Origin of the sequence: Nitrospina sp. 32_T5, from assembly GCF_052156635.1 — a bacterium.
Taxonomy (GTDB): Bacteria; Nitrospinota; Nitrospinia; order Nitrospinales; family Nitrospinaceae; genus Nitrospina.
The window spans coordinates 421,274-439,560 of sequence record NZ_JBQKUO010000001.1; the positions used below are offsets into that span (position 1 = coordinate 421,274).

General features: G+C 58.9%; 18 protein-coding genes. 9 read left to right on the plus strand and 9 right to left on the minus strand.

Annotated elements, in window-relative coordinates; translation table 11 throughout:
- The 4 genes from ACTRW9_RS01905 (at nt 1) to ACTRW9_RS01920 (ending at nt 3,801) form a co-directional block, all read left to right on the plus strand.
- Entirely contained in the window at nt 1–690 is a 690-nt protein-coding gene (locus ACTRW9_RS01905; RefSeq protein ID WP_442428088.1) for an LON peptidase substrate-binding domain-containing protein, read from the plus strand.
- A 270-nt stretch (nt 691–960) separates the two neighbouring features.
- Complete coding sequence (locus tag ACTRW9_RS01910; RefSeq protein WP_442428089.1) at nt 961–2,265, plus strand: ATP-binding protein; 1,305 nt, start codon at nt 961–963, stop codon at nt 2,263–2,265.
- A complete protein-coding gene (locus ACTRW9_RS01915; protein WP_442427542.1) occupies nt 2,262–2,912 on the plus strand; it encodes a response regulator in 651 nt (216 codons plus the stop codon). The genes ACTRW9_RS01910 and ACTRW9_RS01915 overlap by 4 nt, the downstream gene beginning before the upstream one ends.
- A 229-nt stretch (nt 2,913–3,141) precedes the next feature.
- On the plus strand, nt 3,142–3,801 hold the full coding sequence (locus ACTRW9_RS01920; RefSeq protein WP_442428090.1) for a putative metal-binding motif-containing protein: 660 nt from the start codon (nt 3,142–3,144) through the stop codon (nt 3,799–3,801).
- 238 nt (nt 3,802–4,039) lie between these two features.
- Here the strand turns inward: ACTRW9_RS01920 and ACTRW9_RS01925 are convergent, their stop codons facing one another.
- From ACTRW9_RS01925 to ACTRW9_RS01935, 3 genes are all read right to left on the minus strand, one after another.
- Nucleotides 4,040–4,579: a hypothetical protein gene (locus ACTRW9_RS01925; protein ID WP_442428091.1), complete on the minus strand. Its 540-nt coding sequence runs from the start codon at nt 4,577–4,579 to the stop codon at nt 4,040–4,042.
- A 118-nt stretch (nt 4,580–4,697) separates the two neighbouring features.
- Nucleotides 4,698–5,591 (minus strand): CDP-alcohol phosphatidyltransferase family protein, encoded by an 894-nt coding sequence (locus tag ACTRW9_RS01930; RefSeq protein WP_442427545.1) that lies wholly within the window; start codon nt 5,589–5,591, stop codon nt 4,698–4,700.
- An 8-nt stretch (nt 5,592–5,599) separates the two neighbouring features.
- Nucleotides 5,600–7,318: a radical SAM protein gene (locus ACTRW9_RS01935; RefSeq protein WP_442428092.1), complete on the minus strand. Its 1,719-nt coding sequence runs from the start codon at nt 7,316–7,318 to the stop codon at nt 5,600–5,602.
- A 46-nt stretch (nt 7,319–7,364) separates the two neighbouring features.
- Between ACTRW9_RS01935 and ACTRW9_RS01940 the strand changes: the two genes are divergently transcribed.
- A complete protein-coding gene (locus ACTRW9_RS01940) occupies nt 7,365–8,489 on the plus strand; it encodes a hypothetical protein (protein ID WP_442428093.1) in 1,125 nt (374 codons plus the stop codon).
- 4 nt (nt 8,490–8,493) lie between these two features.
- Here the strand turns inward: ACTRW9_RS01940 and ACTRW9_RS01945 are convergent, their stop codons facing one another.
- On the minus strand, nt 8,494–9,093 hold the full coding sequence (locus ACTRW9_RS01945) for an arylesterase (RefSeq protein ID WP_442428094.1): 600 nt from the start codon (nt 9,091–9,093) through the stop codon (nt 8,494–8,496).
- A 118-nt stretch (nt 9,094–9,211) separates the two neighbouring features.
- On the opposite strand from ACTRW9_RS01945, the gene ACTRW9_RS01950 reads away from it, so the two are divergent.
- Both ACTRW9_RS01950 and ACTRW9_RS01955 read left to right on the plus strand, forming a co-directional pair.
- Nucleotides 9,212–9,901, plus strand: a complete 690-nt coding sequence (locus tag ACTRW9_RS01950; RefSeq protein WP_442428095.1) for an ABC transporter ATP-binding protein — start codon at nt 9,212–9,214, stop codon at nt 9,899–9,901.
- Complete coding sequence (locus ACTRW9_RS01955) at nt 9,898–12,474, plus strand: ABC transporter permease (protein ID WP_442428096.1); 2,577 nt, start codon at nt 9,898–9,900, stop codon at nt 12,472–12,474. Before ACTRW9_RS01950 ends, ACTRW9_RS01955 begins: the two co-directional genes overlap by 4 nt.
- A 4-nt stretch (nt 12,475–12,478) precedes the next feature.
- On the opposite strand, the gene ACTRW9_RS01960 is transcribed toward ACTRW9_RS01955, so the two are convergent.
- The gene (locus ACTRW9_RS01960) at nt 12,479–12,784 is read right to left on the minus strand and encodes a Rieske (2Fe-2S) protein (RefSeq protein ID WP_442427551.1); all 306 of its coding nucleotides are present in this window, start codon (nt 12,782–12,784) and stop codon (nt 12,479–12,481) included.
- A 103-nt stretch (nt 12,785–12,887) separates the two neighbouring features.
- Between ACTRW9_RS01960 and ACTRW9_RS01965 the strand changes: the two genes are divergently transcribed.
- Nucleotides 12,888–13,505 carry a DUF1566 domain-containing protein gene (locus tag ACTRW9_RS01965; RefSeq protein ID WP_442428097.1) on the plus strand — a complete coding sequence of 206 codons (618 nt, stop codon included), beginning with the start codon at nt 12,888–12,890 and terminating at the stop codon, nt 13,503–13,505.
- On the opposite strand, the gene pnpS is transcribed toward ACTRW9_RS01965, so the two are convergent.
- The 4 genes from pnpS to ACTRW9_RS01985 form a co-directional block, all read right to left on the minus strand.
- Nucleotides 13,502–15,304: a two-component system histidine kinase PnpS gene (gene pnpS, locus ACTRW9_RS01970; RefSeq protein ID WP_442428098.1), complete on the minus strand. Its 1,803-nt coding sequence runs from the start codon at nt 15,302–15,304 to the stop codon at nt 13,502–13,504. The genes ACTRW9_RS01965 and pnpS overlap by 4 nt on opposite strands.
- Nucleotides 15,301–15,999 carry a response regulator gene (locus ACTRW9_RS01975; RefSeq protein WP_442428099.1) on the minus strand — a complete coding sequence of 233 codons (699 nt, stop codon included), beginning with the start codon at nt 15,997–15,999 and terminating at the stop codon, nt 15,301–15,303. Before ACTRW9_RS01975 ends, pnpS begins: the two co-directional genes overlap by 4 nt.
- Before the next feature lie 111 nt (nt 16,000–16,110).
- Entirely contained in the window at nt 16,111–16,734 is a 624-nt protein-coding gene (locus ACTRW9_RS01980; protein WP_442428100.1) for a class I SAM-dependent methyltransferase, read from the minus strand.
- A gap of 40 nt (nt 16,735–16,774) precedes the next feature.
- Nucleotides 16,775–17,506, minus strand: coding sequence for a TlpA family protein disulfide reductase (locus ACTRW9_RS01985; RefSeq protein WP_442428101.1), 732 nt, complete (start codon nt 17,504–17,506; stop codon nt 16,775–16,777).
- A 148-nt stretch (nt 17,507–17,654) separates the two neighbouring features.
- Between ACTRW9_RS01985 and ACTRW9_RS01990 the strand changes: the two genes are divergently transcribed.
- Complete coding sequence (locus ACTRW9_RS01990) at nt 17,655–18,209, plus strand: DUF2059 domain-containing protein (RefSeq protein ID WP_442427558.1); 555 nt, start codon at nt 17,655–17,657, stop codon at nt 18,207–18,209.
- Nucleotides 18,210–18,287: the final 78 nt, after the last annotated feature.

The following is an 18,287-nucleotide window of genomic DNA, read 5'->3' on the forward strand; positions in this document are numbered from 1 at the left end:
ATGACCGATTCCCATTCCGGCGACACGGCGCCCAAACGCATTTCCCTGTTCCCTCTTCCGACTTCGGTGTTCTATCCAAAAACGTACCTGCCGCTCCACATCTTTGAGCCCCGGTACCGCAAAATGATCCAGAACTCCATCGACAACGGCCAGTGGATCGGCATGGTGCTGCTGGAACCTGGATATGAAGAGGAGTATTTTGCCCGGCCGGCCATCAAGCAGATCGGGTGCATGGGCAACCTGGAAAAATGGTTTCAGTACGACGACGGCCGCTACGACATCGTGCTCAATGGCCGCTCCCGTTTCCGGATCGTGAGCGAGGTGGGAGACGATCTGTACCGTGAGGCCGAGGTGGAGCCGTTGCCCTGCACCAACGATGTTCCCCTGGATAAAACACCGCCACAACTGGACGAACTCACCGCCCTTTACCGGAAATTCATCGAACACCTGCCACGCAAGAATGCGCACAAGGTGGAACTGGACCTCACCCACTGCCAGACGCTGGGCGAGGCGGTGGACCGCGTTGCTTACATGTTCGATTCCGCTCTCGACCAGAAACAGGCCTTCCTCGAAGAACTGGACGTGCTCAAACGTCTCGACCTGATTAAAACCCAGATCAACCTGAAGCTGGAAATCGTGCAACGCTCGCGAAGCTTCTCCAAAGTCAACTGGGACGTCCGCATGAACTGACCCGCCGTGGGCGGGAGCAAATATGCGATGCCGGGGCGTTGTCTTGAGAGTTCCGGGGCGCAAATGGAATAGCCTGACCCAATTCCCATAAGTCTCAACCAAACAAGGTCAGGCGAACAGGACATGGGGCGAACATTCAGCGATTTTCTTTTTGTCCACTTCCTTCCTCGTTGCAGTTCCTTCTTTGGATTGCCGTGATACAATTCTCTTCGACGGGCGATGCGGCGGCAATCCCTCCTCCAGCGCGCCCGTCATGGGAAGGACGTTGGAATGCGCGACACCCAGAGACAACGGCTGGTATTGATACTGATCATGACAGGCGCGGCCTTTGTTGTGGTGTTCCTCGCCATATTTCTGCTGTATCGCACCGCGTTCGAAGAGGAAAAGGCCCGCCTCACCGAAACCGCACAGAGCCAGGCGCGGTTGATGGAAGCGGTGGCCCGTTTCGACAGCGTGTACAGCCACAACTACCCGGAAGGTACCGAAGCGGCGACACTCAGCCAGTTCATCGAAGCGCACAAGCAATTCAAGGGATTTGGCGACACCGGCGAGTTCATTCTTGCCAAGCGGGTGGGTGACCAGATCAAGTTCCTGCTCAGCCACCGCCATTCCAGCCTGATGATTCCGGATTCGATTCCCTTTGATTCGCCGCGGGGAGAACCGATTCGCCGCGCACTCCAGAGTCAGGCGGGGTTCATGGTCGGCCCCGACTACCGGAACGTGACCACCCTCGCCGCCTACGAACCCATCGAACACCTCGGCCTGGCCCTGGTGGCGAAAATCGACCTTGCGGAGATTCGCGAACCTTTTTACAAAACCGGGCTGCTGGCCGTGACCGTGGGCGCGGGCGTCATCGGTGCCAGCATCGTGTTGTTCTGGCGGCTCAGCAACCCGATGGTGGAAGAGATCACCCACTCGCGTGAACAATTGCGGCAACTGACCCACCGTTTGCAGGCCATACGTGAAGAGGAGCAGACCCGCATCGCGCGCGCGGTGCACGACGAACTGGGACAGGCACTGACCGCCCTCAAGATGGAGATCACCTGCCTGCAGGACGAACTCGATCCGGACAACCCGGAGCACAAGCAATCCTCCGACACCATGACGCGGCTGATCGACCAGACCATCGCTGCGGTCCAGCGTATCAGCACAGAACTGCGGCCTCGTCTCCTGGATGTATTCGGTCTGCCGGAAGCCATGAAATGGCAGACCCAGGAAATACAAAAACGCACGAACATCGAATTTGACTTGCAAGGCATTGACCAACACGTCAAGCTGGATGCGGAACGGAGCATTGCCCTGTTCCGTATTTTCCAGGAAACACTGACCAACATCGTGCGCCATGCTCAGGCCAGCCGGGTGTCCGTCAGCCTGAAACAGGAAAACCGTCACGTTGTGATGGAAGTGCAGGACAACGGCATCGGCATCCGCAAACACCAGATCCACCGGCCGCAGTCTTTGGGACTTCTGGGTATCCGTGAACGCGCTCTGGTGTGGCAGGGCAAGGTCCGCTTTCACGGAGTTCCTGGCAAAGGAACCACCGTCACCGTCAAACTTCAGGCAAACAGCAAATGACCCGTCAACAGAATTCAAAAATCTCCGTCATCGTCGCCGACGATCATGAAATCGTGCGGCACGGCATTGAAAAAGTCATCTCCAAAACGCCTGATATCGAAATCATCGGCCAGGCGGCCACCGGGCAGGAGGTGATCGATCTCGTCAAAAAGCTCGGGCCCGATGTGGTGTTAATGGACATTGAGATGCCGGAGAAAACCGGATGGGACGTGATGGTGGAGCTCAAAGCACTGGCACCCAAACTACCGATACTCATCTTGAGCATTTTCCCTGAGGAACATTACGGAATGCGTTTCATCCGCGCGGGGGCCTCTGGCTACCTCAACAAAGGAAGCGCGCCGGCACAAATGGTGGAAGCGATCCGCAAAGTGCATACGGGAAAAAAATACGTGAGCCCGGAACTGGCAGAAAAAATGATTCAGGAAATGGGTCAGCACGTGGAGGAACAGCCCCACCAGCGCCTTTCCGACCGCGAATTCCAGATTTTCTGCATGATTGCGGCCGGAAAAAAACTCAAGGAAATCGCGGACGAGCTGTCCGTTGGCATCACCACTGTCAGTACGCACCGGCACCGCATTCTTGAAAAAATGGAAATGAAATCAAACGCCGAACTCATCCACTACGCCATCAAAAACAAACTCATATAAAATCCATTCCCCTTTATTTCCAATAGCTTCCAACCGCCCCTCGGTTTGCTGTCATAGTTCTACGACACGGGGTCGCAAGACATCAAACCTCAAAATCCTTATCAGAACGATACTAACTAAAGGCCGGACATTCTATTTTAGGTACAACAGAGTTGGCGCACGTTTAAAACAATAAAAAATCACAAGCAGAAGCAGAAAATCATTTTCTCTTCTCAGGAGGGAAAATCCCATGGATAAAAAAATTAAAAACATTTTAATGACTGTTGCCCTGCTTGGTTTTTTGGCAGGACCGGCCGCTGCTTCCGAAGTGTCTGTAGAGTTCACTGCAATGAGCAACCACAGCAATTCGGGTCAGATTGAAGGCAAGGTGGTCAGTTGTTCAGGTAAATTCAACCCTCAAGGGACGATTGTTCATATTCCTGGTGTATCGGTATCTACAAAACTCCCCCACGACGGTACATTCACGCTGTTATTCGTCCCTGAGGGTACTCATAACCTCGTCTTCGAGCGCAATGGACGGACCTTTCGCTCGTTGAATACCGTCGAAGTTCGGCCATCGCAGAAAACCCTGCTGGGCAGCGTTGAAATCTGTCCGGACCTGGATGGCGACGGATATGCCGTCACTGCGGATTTCAATGACAGGAACGCCAGCTCCTATCCGGGAGCGCGTGAAATCTGCGACCGCATTGACAACGACGGAGACGGAGAAGTTGATGAAGGTTGTTCCTACCGGAAGTGCCCGAAAGGCGGAAAATTCTGCATCAGCAACTGGAACAACAGCAACCCTGAGTTTCGGGGTACTGTGAAAACCCAGAGCTGGAATTCGGAAACTCCGGAAGTCACATTATTCCACACAGGCCGAGTCAAGACCGATTCTCAAGTTCCATAGGCCTGTGGCGCCCGTGGCCTCTCCCCCTTCGAGGCCACGGGCCCTCCCTTTTCTGTTTCAATTTTTCTTCACCCTCCCCCATTTAAAAAGCTCCTTCAGGATTCAATTCACCCCCTTCCTCCATCCACAACATTTTGGAATGAATCCCGCGGGTGGGCACACTCTCGCAACGAAAAACCACCTCACACGTTGGCGTTAAAAACCAACGGCAGGGTAATTATTTTGGAACCAGTGGGGGTCAGCCTTCTCGGGGTTGCAGTTCCCCGGTGACGGGGTCCACCTGAAAAGCGTTGCGGATCCAATCCGGATGCCGCTCCGTTTGCACGTCCACAGTATCGTGTCCCTTGCTGTAACGCACAAATACACCATCCGGGATGGGGCCAATATTGGGTTGGTAGGCGAGCTGCATAGGCACCGTTGCAATTTCCTGGAGACCCTGCTCATTACTCCATTTGAAGTATTGAATGGGTGAGTTCTCTTTTGCGTTCACGGTGGGATCGAAAACCCCGAAATACAGCACATCTTCCTCCCAACCGAGAATCAGGGGTGCGACGTTGGAGTACTTCCTGGGATCAAAGGAAACTGTGATCTTGGTCAGATCGTCCGGATGGTGCGCATCGACCAGGTAAATGCGGGCTTCCTGTTTCAGTACCTTGGGAACTCCGGGATTGGGAAAACCGATCAGCCCGTTCGGCCATTGCCACTTCAGGTATTTGACCGCCACGGCCATGAGATGGGTGCCGGGCTTGGCACGCACGTTCTCAATGTCCGCATACACTTCCGGTTCGCGGTAGGTGCACGCCAGGGTGGAGCATAAAAGAAACAGCAGGAAAATGTTTCGAATGCGAGCTACCCAAAAAAAGGGTATTACCCCGCAACCCCCTGCCCCTTGCGGCTTATCCCGTATCAGAGGTTTTGAAACGTAGAATTTTCCAGACATGCAACCCCACCCAATAAGCGTTTCCCAAGTACAGTACAAGATGAAGGAACAGAGACAGTTGGTCAATCAGCGAAAATCCTATTAGCGCCATGGTATTTGTACATATGCACATAGGCCCCATTCCTACTAGAAAATAGGCGTCGCCGTACCACCGTTCATCCCCTTTCTGACCGTCGGGAACCCGGGCGAATTTGCGGCTGGTTTGATCGAGGGTTTTTATCAATGCATCCTGCCACCCGTAAGCGGCAATGTGAAAACGTTGCAGGCTGTATAACAACACGCCGCGCTCTTCCTTTTCATAATTACGGCGTTCTTCTTCGGTGATGGATTCGTCGGTGCGGTTTTTTTCATAACTGCCGACGAGGTCGGTATAACTCACGTAGTAGTACACCCAGTAACTGCAGTGGAGCAGCGCGCTGACGAGGGCAAGCAGACCCAGCGTCCAGATCCAGCCGGGGTGCTCGGCTGTCCTTGCCACTTGCCAGGTGATGCCCGCATACACCAGCACCGTCACCACGAAATCGGAAAACGAATCAAGAAAGCGCCCCAGCCGGGACTCCTCCCCGCGCAGCCGCGCGAGGTTCCCGTCCACGTTGTCGCAGAACAGCTTTCCATAAAGAAACACCGCGCCCCAGATGAGCGCGTGCTCGCTTTCGGAAAAATAAAACGCGGCGGAAAGCAGGCCGGATACCAGGGCCAGCATGGTGATGTGGTTGGCGGTGACGGGAAGGGGATACAGCGCTTTCACCGCCCAGCGGTTGGGAAAGTACCAGAGCTCATTGATGTCGAAGAACCCGCATCCCGGCGGCAGTTTCTCCATCCTGTTCCAGTCCGGGCCGGCCTCCTGCATGGGAACCCTCAACAGATGCCGCAGATTTTGCAGGTGGCCGTATCACACACCGGCGTGTGCTTGGCGCGCAGGCCGCGCTGGTAGTCCTGCCACAGGAACTTGGGAAAGTATCCGTGGTCCACAATGTCCCACGGCAGAAAATCGTCTTTCTGGTATTGGCGGTAGGTGAACTGGTCCGGGTGCGGCACCGCGCCCTGCAACGCGCGCTTCTCATCGCGGCCGTTTTGCAGAAACGCTTCGAAGAAACTCAACGCCCGCCGGTCGCCGCGCGACAGGTAGGTTTGCAGGTACGCCTCATTGGGCGAACCGAAACTGAGGTGCAGGTTGGGCAGCGGCCCCAGCACCTTGCGCAGTTTCTGGAATTTCTTTTTGAGCGAGGACACGGCTTCCATCGGGTGCCACTGGAACGGCGTGCCCGGTTTCGGCACCAGGGGACTGACGCCGATGGTCACCGTGCCGATGTTTCCACGGCGGCTGCATTCCTCCACGTACACTTTCTGCACGTTTTTAACGAGTTCGATGAACCGGTCGATGTCTTCGTCTTCTTCTGCGGGCAGGCCGATGATGGAATAAATCTTGAGATGCAGAACGCCTTTCCTCGTCAGGAAGCGGCATTTGTCGATGACGAAATCGTCGGACGCGGATTTATTGATGACGTCGCGCATGCGTTCGGAAGGCGCGTCCACCGCCACCGTCACCGTTTTCTGCCCGCTCTGCAAAATCAAATCCACCAGTTCGTCGGTGAGCGTCTCCATGCGGAGCGACGAAAACGACAGCATCTTGCCTTCGGCCACGATGCGCCGCGCCAGCGACAGCAGTTGCGGGTGATCCGTCACCGACGGCCCGACCAGGCCGATGGTCGAGGCGTTCTGGTTCTGCGCCGCCAGAGCGCGTTCCAGCGATTCGTAGGTCTGGTCGAGATCCGGTTCGCGTGGCGGGCGGTAGATGAACCCCGCAGTGCAGAAGCGGCACGCCCAGATGCACCCGCGCGTCACTTCCATCAATGCCATGTCGCGGAACGCCGTGGTCTCGCCGTGCAACTCCGAATGCGTGCACAACGCGGGATCGCCCTCCGCCACCCAGTGGCGCGGAATGCGCTCCGGCACGCCCGGCTCCGGTATGAGCGCCGTCTGCACGCCATCCGTGTACTGCGGCGTGTAGAACTGCGGCACGTAAATGCCCGGCAGGCGGGCGGCTTCCTCCAACAGTTCGCGCGGGTCGCGCCAGTCAGTCTGCGTGTAGAGATTGAAGAACGGCTCGATCATGCCCTCGGCTTCGCCGATGAACCCGACATCGAAAATGTCCGCCAGCGGTTCCGGGTTGATGAACAGGGCCGATCCGCCCGCAACGATGAGGGGGTACTTCGAGCCGCGCTCACGGCGGTCGAGCGGGATGCCGAAGTAATCGAGGATCGCCACCGCGTTCAGGTAATCCGGCTCGAACGAAATTGAAAACGCGATCAGGTCGAAATCCATAGGCAAGCGGCCCGCATCGTGCGAGCGCGTCGCCTCCGGCTTCAACGCCTGCGTCATCGGCGTCCAGTCGTCGGGCAGGCTGTAGCGGTCGCACACCACGCCATTCAGGCGGTTGAGCAGACCATACACGCGCTGAAAACCCAGGTTCGCCAGCGCCACATCGGTCGTGCTGGGGTAGATCAGCAGGACGCTCACCGGACGCACCGCCGGGCCGGACGCAATCGCCTGTTTCGCTATTTCGGTATCGGGCATATAATCCTCGTATAGATAACCATTCATCATACTGCAAAATGCGCCAATGAACCAGAATCAGGATTGGACGAAAAACCGCCAGTCACCCCGCTCGGACGACGCGGACGAGCGCATGCGCGCCTACCTGGAGAAAATCGCCACCGGGCCGCGCATGTCGAAAGACCTCAGCGAGGAGGAAGCGGAGGACGGGTTGAGCCTGGTACTCGACCACGGGGTGTCGGAAGCGCGCGCGGCGGTGTTCCTCATCGCCTCGCGCATGAAGATCGAGTCGCTTCCCGAGACCCGCGGATTCTACCGCGCGCTCGACAAGACGACTTCAAAACGGGAAGTGAAGCTGGATCGGTTGCTTCAAATCGCCGATGCGTTCGACGGATTCGTCCGCGCGCCGCAGTTCGGGTTTTACGTTCCGCCGGTGCTGGCGCAGATGGGCCTGCCCGCGTTCGGCCTGTCGGCGCTTCCCACCGCACCCAAGCACGGCGTCACGTATGAGGATTTGCTCATCCACCACTACGGCGCACGCCAAGACACCACACTGGAAGAACGCGCCGCGCTCATCGAAGAGTTCGGCTTCGGCTACCTCGGCACGGAACAGTGCCACCCGAAACTGGAGGGGTTGAGACACCTGCGCGAAGAGGTGGTGAAGCGCACCACGCTGGCGACGCTGGAAAAAATGCTGATGCCCTTGAAAGCACAGCACACGTTCCTCGCGTCGAATTACTTCCATCCGGGATACGAGACGGCGATGATCGAGGTGGCGAAGATTTCCGGATTCGACCGCGTGCTCATCGGCAACGGCATGGAGGGGAGCACGCTTTACGGCGTCCACAAGCAGGCGAAGGTGTTCATGCAGATGGGCGCGGATTCCCTCGCCGAGATGAAGCTGGATTACGAATCGCTCTACGACGCGGATACGGTGCAGTCGATCAAGGACGCCTTCACCGCATTGAAAGACGTGCCCGCAACCAAACCGGAAATCGCAAAACTCGGCGAGCAGGCGCTGAAGGATGGAACCAGCCCCGCCGCGCCGATGATCGCGCACCACGCCGCGACCCTTTCGCACCTGTCCGGCCACAGCCGCGACGTCGCCGACGCGTACAACCAGGCCATCGAAATTTTAAAATCGAGTAAAACGCTGGATGCGTTGATGAAGTACCTGGAAAAGGTCGGCTGACGATTCAACCGTCGTCATCATCTTCGTCATCGTCTTCATCATCTTCGTCGTCATCCAACAGGGGCTCAAGATGCTTCCACACGGTGATGGTGATTTTGGCGTAGCCTTTTTCCAGGGGATGCAGGCCGTCGGCCTGGGTGAGTTCCTGCACGCCCGCCACGCCTTCCAGGAAAAACGGAATCAACGGCACGTCGTATTTTTCCGCCACGTCGTGAAACACCTGCTCGAACGCGTCGGTGTATTCGCGTCCCAGGTTGGGGGTGATCTTCATCCCCGCAAGCAGCACCCTGGCACCATGCTTTTGGCACGCCTCTATAATATAGGAAAGGTTTTTGCGCATCTGGTCGACGGGCAGGCCGCGCAGGCCGTCGTTCGCGCCCAGTTCGACGATCACGATTTCCGGATCGTGGCGCAGGAGCCAGTCGATGCGCGACGCGCCGCCCGCGGTGGTGTCGCCGCTGACCCCGGCGTTGATCACCGTGTGCGGGTAGCCCTTGGCCTTCAGAACCCTTTGCAGACGTGAGGGATAGCTCTTTTCCGGCGGCACCTGGTAGCCGAACGTGAGGCTGTCCCCAAATGCAAGGATAACGGGTTTATCTGACACGGAGCCAGCTCCTGTGAGGGTGAAAAACCAGAGGACAGCGCAAAAAATTTTTGTAAATGCGCGCCCGACTTTGCAACAATGAATCATACGCCAATTCCAAGCAGACCCGCGGAACCTGATGATCGAAATCCAAAAACTCACGAAATCCCTCTATGGCGGCGGACACCGGGTGGACATCCTGAAGGGCATCGACCTGACGGTGCCGGACGGGCAATTCGTCGCCATCACCGGGCCTTCCGGAAGCGGCAAGACGACCCTCCTCAGCCTCATTGCGGGGCTCGACAGCCCGACCAGCGGGTCCATCATCGTGGACGGGAAGGATATCACGAATCTCAACGAAGATGAACTGGCCGTTCTGCGCGGCGAGCGGTTCGGTTTTGTCTTTCAGAATTTCCATCTCATCCCCACCCTCACTGCTGTGGAGAACGTCCTGCTTTCCGCCGAACTCAACGGCGCTTCCGGCGCGCACAAGAAAACGGAAGACATTCTGGGCGTGGTCGGTCTCGGCGAACGCCTGCATCATTACCCGTCGCAGCTGTCCGGTGGCGAACAGCAACGCCTGTCGCTGGCCCGCGCTTTCGTCAACGAACCGGACATCGTGCTCGCTGACGAACCCACGGGCAACCTCGACTCCAAAAACAGCGACAAGATCATGGACCTGATCACGGAGCTTCACCGCGTCAAGCAGGCGACCATCATCCTCGTCACACACGAGGCGCACATCGCGGCGCGCACCCAGCGCACGCTCACCATGGGCGACGGCAACATCGAGGATGACGTGCTCAATTCCAACTGGAAGCAGTCATGAAATCGGCGCAGTTGTCGTTTTCCCAGTTGTTGCGGCTGGCCCTGGCGGAGAGCCGCGGCGCCGGGAAGCGTTTCGTTTTCTTCGTCATCTGCCTCGCCATCGGCGTCGGCGCCATCATGACGATCAAGAGTTTCTCAAACATCCTCGAACAGGCCATCCAGCGCGAATCGAAAGCCCTGCTCGCCGCTGACATCGAGATCAAAAGCAGTTGGCCGCAAAGCCCCAAAGACCGCGCCTATCAAAAGGACACTTTGCCGCCGGGCACCGAATTTCTATTCATTAAGGAACTGCACGCCATGACGCGGTTCCCCGATCCCAAACGTGCGGGCCACCAGGCCAACCTGCTGGTCGAGTTGAAATCAGTTCCGGCCACCCCGCCCTTTTATCCTTTCTACGGCACGCTCGTCACCAATCCTTCGGGACCGCTTTCGGAGTTGCTCGCTGACCACGGTGCGCTGGTGGAGCCGAATTTCCTGGTGAAATCGCAATTGAAAGTGGGAGACCGGTTCCAACTGGGCGAGGTGGAAGCGCGCGTGGCGGCGGTGATCGAAGGCGAACCCGACCGCATCTCCCGCGCCTTCAGCATCGGCCCCCGCGTGATGGTGTCAAACGCAACGCTCGATCAGGCGAAACTCATCGCTCCGGGAAGCCGCGTGAAGAACAAGACCTTGGTTCATCTGCCGGAAGGCTTTCCACTGGAGAAGGGGGTCGCCCTGCTGGAGCGCGGACTTCAGGACAAGGCCGCCTCCATCCGCACCTATAAGGATATGGAATCGTCGCTCACCGGGGCCATCGACCGCATGAGCAAATACCTCGGCTCCGTCGGCGTCATCGCGCTCCTCATGGGGGGCATCGGCGTAGCCATGATCATCCGCACCTTCATGGCGCAGAAGATGGACACCATCGCCATCCTCAACTGCCTCGGCGCGACCTCACGCACGGTGCTTTACGTGTACCTCATACAGGCACTCCTGCTGGGCCTGACGGGAAGCCTGGCCGGCGTGGGTATCGGCTACGCCCTTCAGTACAGCCTGCCGGGGAAAATGTCCGATCTGCTGAACCTGCAGGTGAGCCCCGGCTTTCACTGGGAGCCCGCAGTGCAGTCGCTTCTGCTGGGTTTGCTGACAACCCTGCTGTTCACCGTATGGCCGCTCATCCGCGCGGTGCGGACGCGTCCTTTAAGACTGTTCCGCCACATTGCGGAGGAGGAAGAACTGTCGCGCGGCTCGCGCCGCCAGCGCTGGGCGATGGGGATCCTGTTTTCGCTCGGGCTGGTGGCCATCGTATTCTGGCAGGCGGAGTCCATCAAACGCGGCCTCGTGTTTCTTTCAATTCTCGCGGTCTCGACGCTTCTGCTCGCCGGCGTGGCGACGCTGTTTCTGAAAACGATCCGCAAACTGCCGCCGTCGCCGCTCATGACGCGGCGCTATGGCCTGGCCAACCTGTACCGCCCGAATAACCAGGCCGTGTCGATCATCACCGCGCTCGGCATGGGCATCATGCTGGTGCTGTCCATCCATCTCATCCAGATGGACATGATCGCCATGCTCAACAAGAACACCGAGAACAAACCGCCGAATTATTTTTTCATCGACATCCAGAAAAACCAGGTGGATGAGTACAAACAGATCATCGACTCCTTCGGCGCGGAAGCGAAGCAGGAAACGACCCCGCTGGTGCGCTCGCGCCTGTTCAGCATCGATGGACACCGTGCCGACCAGTGGGATTACACCAACCGCCACGCGGAGGAATGGTTCATCAACCGCGAGTTCGTGCTGACGTACCGGCTGAATGCGCCGCCCGACGGCAACGAGGTCATCAAGGGCGAGTGGTGGACGCCGGAGCAGGGGAAGCAGGCGCTGGTGTCGCTGGAGGAAGACGCGGCCCGGCGGCTGGACGCGCACATCGGCTCGGAACTGGTGATGGACATCCAGGGCATTCATGTTTCCGCCACGGTGCACAACATCCGCCGCGTGGACTGGCGCAACATGCGCACCAACTTCTACATGGTGTTTTCGCCGGGGGCGCTGGAAGGCGCGCCGGTGACCTTTGTCAGCACGGTGTACATTCCGCGTGAGCAGGAACTGCAGTTGCAACAGGCGGTGGTCGATGCCCTGCCGAACGTCACCGCACTGGGCACGCGCGACATCGTGGAGAGCATCGAAAACGTGGTCAACAAACTGCTGACGCTGGTGGACTTCATGTCCGCGTTCGCTATCGCTTCGGGCCTGTTTATCCTGTCGGGCGCGGTGGCGTCCACCAAGTTCCGCCGCCTGAAAGAAGCCGCCATCCTGAAAACGCTGGGCGCACGGCGGCGCATGGTGGCAGCGATCCTCGGTTACGAATACGGTACGCTGGGCGTGGTCGCGGCGGCGGTCGGCGTGCTCCTGTCCATCGGAACGTCGTGGGCGGTGATGGAATACATCGTCAAATCCGACTGGCACTTCCGAATGGGGCCACTGGGCTGGTCGTTCCTCGCGGCGTTCGTGCTGACCACCATCACGGGCATCCTGAGCAGTGTCGATGTGCTCCGCAACAAGCCCATCCACACGTTGAGACGCGTGGACGGATAGGACCTCACGGCAACTCCACGAAAACGTCGTCGCCTTCCACCGACACTTCGAACGTGTTCACTTCCCCGCTCACGTTGTTCAAACATTCGCCGGTGGTGATATCGAACTGCCACCCGTGACTGGGGCAGATGACGGTTTTGCCGTCCAGCCTGCCGTATCCCAGGGACCCGCCCCGGTGCGGACAGAAATCCGCGGTCGCCCAGAATTGGCCGTCCACGTGGTAAACGGCGATGTCCTGTCCGTTCACTTCGTATTTGTTGCCCTGGCCCTCGGCCAGGTCGCTGGTTTTGCAGACTTTATATTTGGCCATGACGTACGTTCATCCCGTAAAGATGGGTTGGGTAATAGAAATTCCATTTGCATTTCTTCCGTATGATATACAATCCGGGGGGACCAATTGAAGAGGGGGTTGCATGAAACCTGTACAATCAACAGGGCTGAAGCGGAGGGATTTCTTTAAAAACCGGTCGTGGCCTTTTTTTGCCGTGCTGTTTGCCGGAACCCTGGGCATGGCATCAGCCGACGCCGCCGATCCCAGTCATTACATTCAGGACAAACCCTTCGAAGCGCCCCCATACGTGCCTCCCCCTCCCCCGCCACCCCAAACCCATTTCTCCGACAACGGTGACGGGACCCTCACCGACGCCAATGGGTTGATGTGGACGCAAAAGGACAGCTACGCCGATCTCGGCCACTGCGTCAACTGGCAGGATGCCTTCAAATACGTGCAAAGCCTCAAGACGGGCGGCCACGCCGACTGGCGCATGCCCACCATCCAGGAGTTGGCCACCATCTACGACGACACCAAGGAAAACGTGCTGGCGTGGGACAAGGATCCGACAAACCCGCTCCACCTGGACAAAAAGTTTGCACCGGGCGCAGCGTACTGGTACTGGTCCAGCGAAAAGGAAGAGACGAAACTGACCGATTGTTGCGCCCGCTCCATGTACTTCCCACGCGGCCTGGTCAACGTGCGCCGGTTGTCGTTCTGCCAGAACGGCGGCGTCCGCGCGGTTCGCAACGCAGATTAGGTTTTCTCCACCGCGCGTCCGGCATCTCCCACCGGCAGGTGGATGTGGAACACACTGCCCTCGCCCACCTTGCTCTTCACGCTCACCTTTCCTCCGTGCGCCTGTGCAATGTGCTTGACGATCGCCAGCCCCAGCCCGGTCCCACCCATCTGTCTGCTTCGGGCCTTGTCCACACGGTAAAACCGTTCGAACAGCCGCGGCAGGTGTTCGCTCTCGATGCCGCGTCCCTGGTCCTTCACCGACACCACCACCTGCTGGTGTGCGGCCGCGGCGGCCACACGGACCGTGGTGTCTTCCCCGCTGTACTTGATGGCGTTGTCCACCAGGTTCACCACCGCCTGTTCCATGAGAGGTGGGTTGAGCGCCACCTTGAGTTCCGGATCGCAGTCGAGCTCGATGACGATGTTTTTCTCCAGGGCCCGCGCATTGCACTGCTGGATTGCGGTCTCCAGAAGCTGCCGCAGTCCCGTTTCCTTGATGACGATGCCTTCCCTTTCCGAATCCTGCTCGATGCGCGACAGGCTGAGCAGGTCGTCGATAATGGCATTCAGACGATCGGCCTGCCTGGCGACGATCTGTAAAAACCGATCGGCATTGTCCGGTTCGTTCAACGCGCCGCTGAGCAGCGTTTCCACGAAACCCTTGATGGATGTGATGGGCGTGCGCAACTCGTGCGACACATTGGCAACGAAATCGCGCCGCATGTTTTCCAGTCGGCGCAGGCGGGTGACGTCGTTGAGCACGATGACCGCGCCGATGGTGGTGTCGCCCGCATCCTTGAGCACCGTGCCCACCGCCTGCAAATACCATTCGTTGTCCGGCCGGTCGAGCACCAGGTCGCTTTCCACCGGCTCCCTGCTTTTGAGCGCTTTTCGAATGAACTGCTGAATCTGTGAATGGCGGAACACCTCCGGCACACTCCTCCCCTGCGCATCTTCCACCCGCACCTCCAGGAACTCCGCCGCCGACTGGTTGATGCTGATGATGGCCTCGTCGCTGTCCACGGCAATAACTCCCTCCACCATGCTGGCGAGAATCGCCTCCTGTTCGTTGTGCTGGGCGGTGATGGTGCGGATGCGGTCGTCCAGCTGCGCCGCCATGGTGTTGAGGGCGTCAGCCAGGTTGTCGATGTCCTGCGGTCCTTCCACATGAATGCGCGAACGCAGGTCACCGCTGGCGAACCGTTCGGCGTGTTCCTTCATCGCGAGCAAAGGACGGCTGATGCGCCGCGACACGAACAGGCTGATGGGCGTGGCAATGAGCGCGATGACGAGGCCCGCCAGTGCGATCTTGTAGGTGATGCCTTCCAGCGTTTCATGAATGAGCGTGAGCGGCAGGGCCGTGCGCACCACGCCGGTCACCTGTCCGTTATGGCGATACGGCACGGCAACATACATCAGTTCTTCCTTAACGGTATGGCTGTAACGTTGCGACGAACCGTGCCCGCCCTTCAGCGCCTTCACCACTTCCGGCCGCGTGGCATGATTGTCCATCTGCGACGGGTCGCGGTGCGAGTCCGCGATCACGTTGCCCTTCACGGTGATGACGGTCACCCGCATGCCGCCTGCGCGGCTCAGTTCATCCGCCAGTTGACGCAGGCGATTGTGGTTCCCGGACCGGAACAGGTCCCGCGTCTGCGTGCGGACCAGGTTGGCGCGCGCTTCCAGGTCCTGAAAGGTTCGTTCGTACAAAAAATCATGGAGGGAGCTTAAGGAGTACCAGCCGATGGCGCCAAGCGCGATGAACGTAAGAAGGAGGTAGGAGAGGTAGATCTGGTGATGGAGGGTTTTGTTGATCATGCGTCGTCTTGAAAACGGTATCCCACCCCGCGCACCGTCTCGATGTAGTCGGCGCAGTCGCCCAGCTTCTTGCGCAGGCCGACGATCTGGAAATCGACCGAGCGGTCGGTCACCGCGTGGTCCTCGCCGCGGATGGCATCGACCAGCTGCCCGCGCGTGAACACCCAGCCGGGGCGCGACGCCAGGATTTGCAGGATGCGGAACTCGGTGAACGTGAGGTCGAGTTTCTGGCCCTTCACCTTGGCTTCGTGACGGCCGGGGTGGATGCTGAGGTCCTTCACCGTGAGGACGCCGTCCGGGTCGGCGGGCTTCGCGGCCTCGCCCCGGCGCCGCAGGACGGCGCGCACGCGGCTGATAAAAATTTTCGGGCTGAAGGGTTTGGTGACGTAATCGTCCGCACCCATCTCCAGGCCCGTCACCACGTCGCTTTCCTCGCCCTTGGCGGTGACCATGATGATGGGGATGTCGCGCAGGGCGGCGTCGGTTTTGATCGAGCGGCAGACATTGAGGCCGTCGATGCCCGGCAGCATGAGGTCGAGCACCACCAGGTCCGGCGCCTCCTTCTCCACCTGCTTGAGCGCCTTCTCGCCCGTGTCGACGCAGGTGACCTGAAACGCCTCGCGCGACAGGTTGTAACGGATCAGTTCCTGAATGTCTTCCTCGTCCTCCACCACCAGTATCTTTTCTGCGGTCATGCGACCCTCCAAAAATCGTTTCATATCGTACCATTAAACGGCCGCCGTGTTTGAATCCGGTGAGCGTTTTGTTTGGATGTGTGGAGATTGAACGAGACGGGCGCGAGGGTTTTATAAGGAAGGCTTTTTGGCTGTACCCAGGTAGCAGTAGGTAAACAGTTTGGGGCCATCCAGATAAAAGTTGTCGCACTGGTGGAGGGTGAAGCCGGAGTCTTCGATGAGTTTTGCGATGGGGCGGTTGACGTGGCAGCCGCCGGCGATGCATTTCTGGATGGGATTCCAGCGGTCCTGCCAGCGGGCGATGCCGGGATCGGGGTCGCGTCCATGTTCCAGAAAATGATACGCCCCGCCGGGTTTGAGCACGCGTTGGAATTCCTTGAGCGCGGCGGGGGCGTCCGCAATGGTGCACAGGGTGAAGGTGGTGACGACGGCGTCCACCGACTGATCCGGCAGGTCGATGACGCCGTTTTCTTTTAGAGCGACGAACTCGACGGGGAACGGCGCAGGGCGGATGCGTTTGGCCGCCAACTTACGCGCCACGCGGGAGGGATCGAGCGCGTACAATTTACTCACCGCGTCGGAGTAAAACGGCAGGTTGAGTCCGGAACCGAAGCCCACCTCCAGCACGACACCCTGCGCGCCTGCAACCGTTTGCTGACGCACCGCGTGAAAGCGTTCCGCCGACAGCACCCAGTCGATGCCGCGCGGCAGGATGTGTTCCTCGTAAAATCCCATGATCCCTCAATACCCGCGGCGCGGCATTGCGGTTTCCCGTTCAACCGGCGCGGGCTTCCGTGGTGGGTTGAGGCCGGTGGGTTTCCTCCTGACGCCGGCCCTGCTGTTCCACCACCTGGTGGTTCTTGAGCAGGCGCGGGATGGATTTCGCCAGGTCCCAGAAGGCCAGCCTGCCTCCCCGCGCCAGCACGCGGTACATGGTGTACGGCGTGGGGAAGTCGGGTCCGTACAGGTCCCGGTGCCGCACACTCGTGAAGTCGCCGGACTGGAGAATCTCCTCCACCTTGTCCGGGTGATTCCAGTTGCAGCGAAAGATGACCGTGCCATCGGCGTTGATGACGTACACCATGTTGGGAAAGCCGCCCAGCTTCTGATGCGTGTTGCCGTCGAGATCGTCGACCAGGATCTGCCGCTTCTCGCCGTCTTTTTCCGCCACCATGCCCGCACAGCGGCGCTTGTCCTCGATGTCCTTATGTTCGTGCAACTCCTCGCCGGGGTGCGCCTCGCGCACGTAGAGGGTGAGGAACTTGACGTCCGGGTAGTCGCGCGCGAGCCGGTTCATCGGCCGGATCTCCTGCACGTAGATGGGGCAGGTGACGCTACCCGTCTCCAGCACCACCGGCCGGCCGCGAAAATCCGACAGCCGCACCGGCCTGCCTTCGAGGTCGGTCACCGAAATATCGGGAATGGTCTCACCGGGTCTGGGTCCGGGAAACTCTGAAAAATCGTAATATTCGTGGGAAAAGCGGGGGTAGTTGTAGGCCGTGTCCATGGAAGACCTCCTGATTCCGGCCCGCGGCCGCGCCGGAGGCAAACCCGGGCGCCGCGAATCCGATTGAACGATGCCTTTTCTTTTTCGGAAGTCGGGTTATATTGGTAAGGATTTCATTTTTTCTTTCCAATTTCAAGGAGGGGCGGCGATGGGCACCTGGCAGAGGATCAAGAAAACGATGACGGTGGGACTGGTATTGCTGGCCGGGTGGGGGCTCGCCCTGCCCGCCTGGGCGGAAATGGACCCCGCCAAGAAACGCGACATCCAGACACTGATGGAGGTGTCCGGCACCATCGAGAGCCTCAAGCAGTTCCGTCCGCTGATGCTCCAGAGTTATTCCAATATCCTGAAAACGGCGTACAAGGACCAGAACCTCCCGCAGGGATTCTGGGACGAGTTCATGAACACGATCATCACCGACGCCGATCTCGAAAGCCTGGTGGACGAAATCCTGCCGATCTACGACCAGAACTTCACACACGATGAAATCCGCGAACTGATCGAGGCATTCCGCACGCCCGCCTACCGCAAATGGGTGCAGCGGTTGCCGACGATGATGCAGGCGTCGTCCGAGGCCGGGCGGAATTGGGGTCGAAGCCTGGCCCAGTCGGGCGTCATTCAGCAGAGGCTGGAAAATCTGAAAATGAAATACAACCTGGGGGAGCCCAGCGAGGGCGCACCGCAGGGCGGCGGCATGCGTTGATGAGGGAAGGTTCCTCCGGACGGGAACCGCAGACAAAAAAAATCGCCCGATTCGTCAACTGAAAATCGGGCGTCCGGC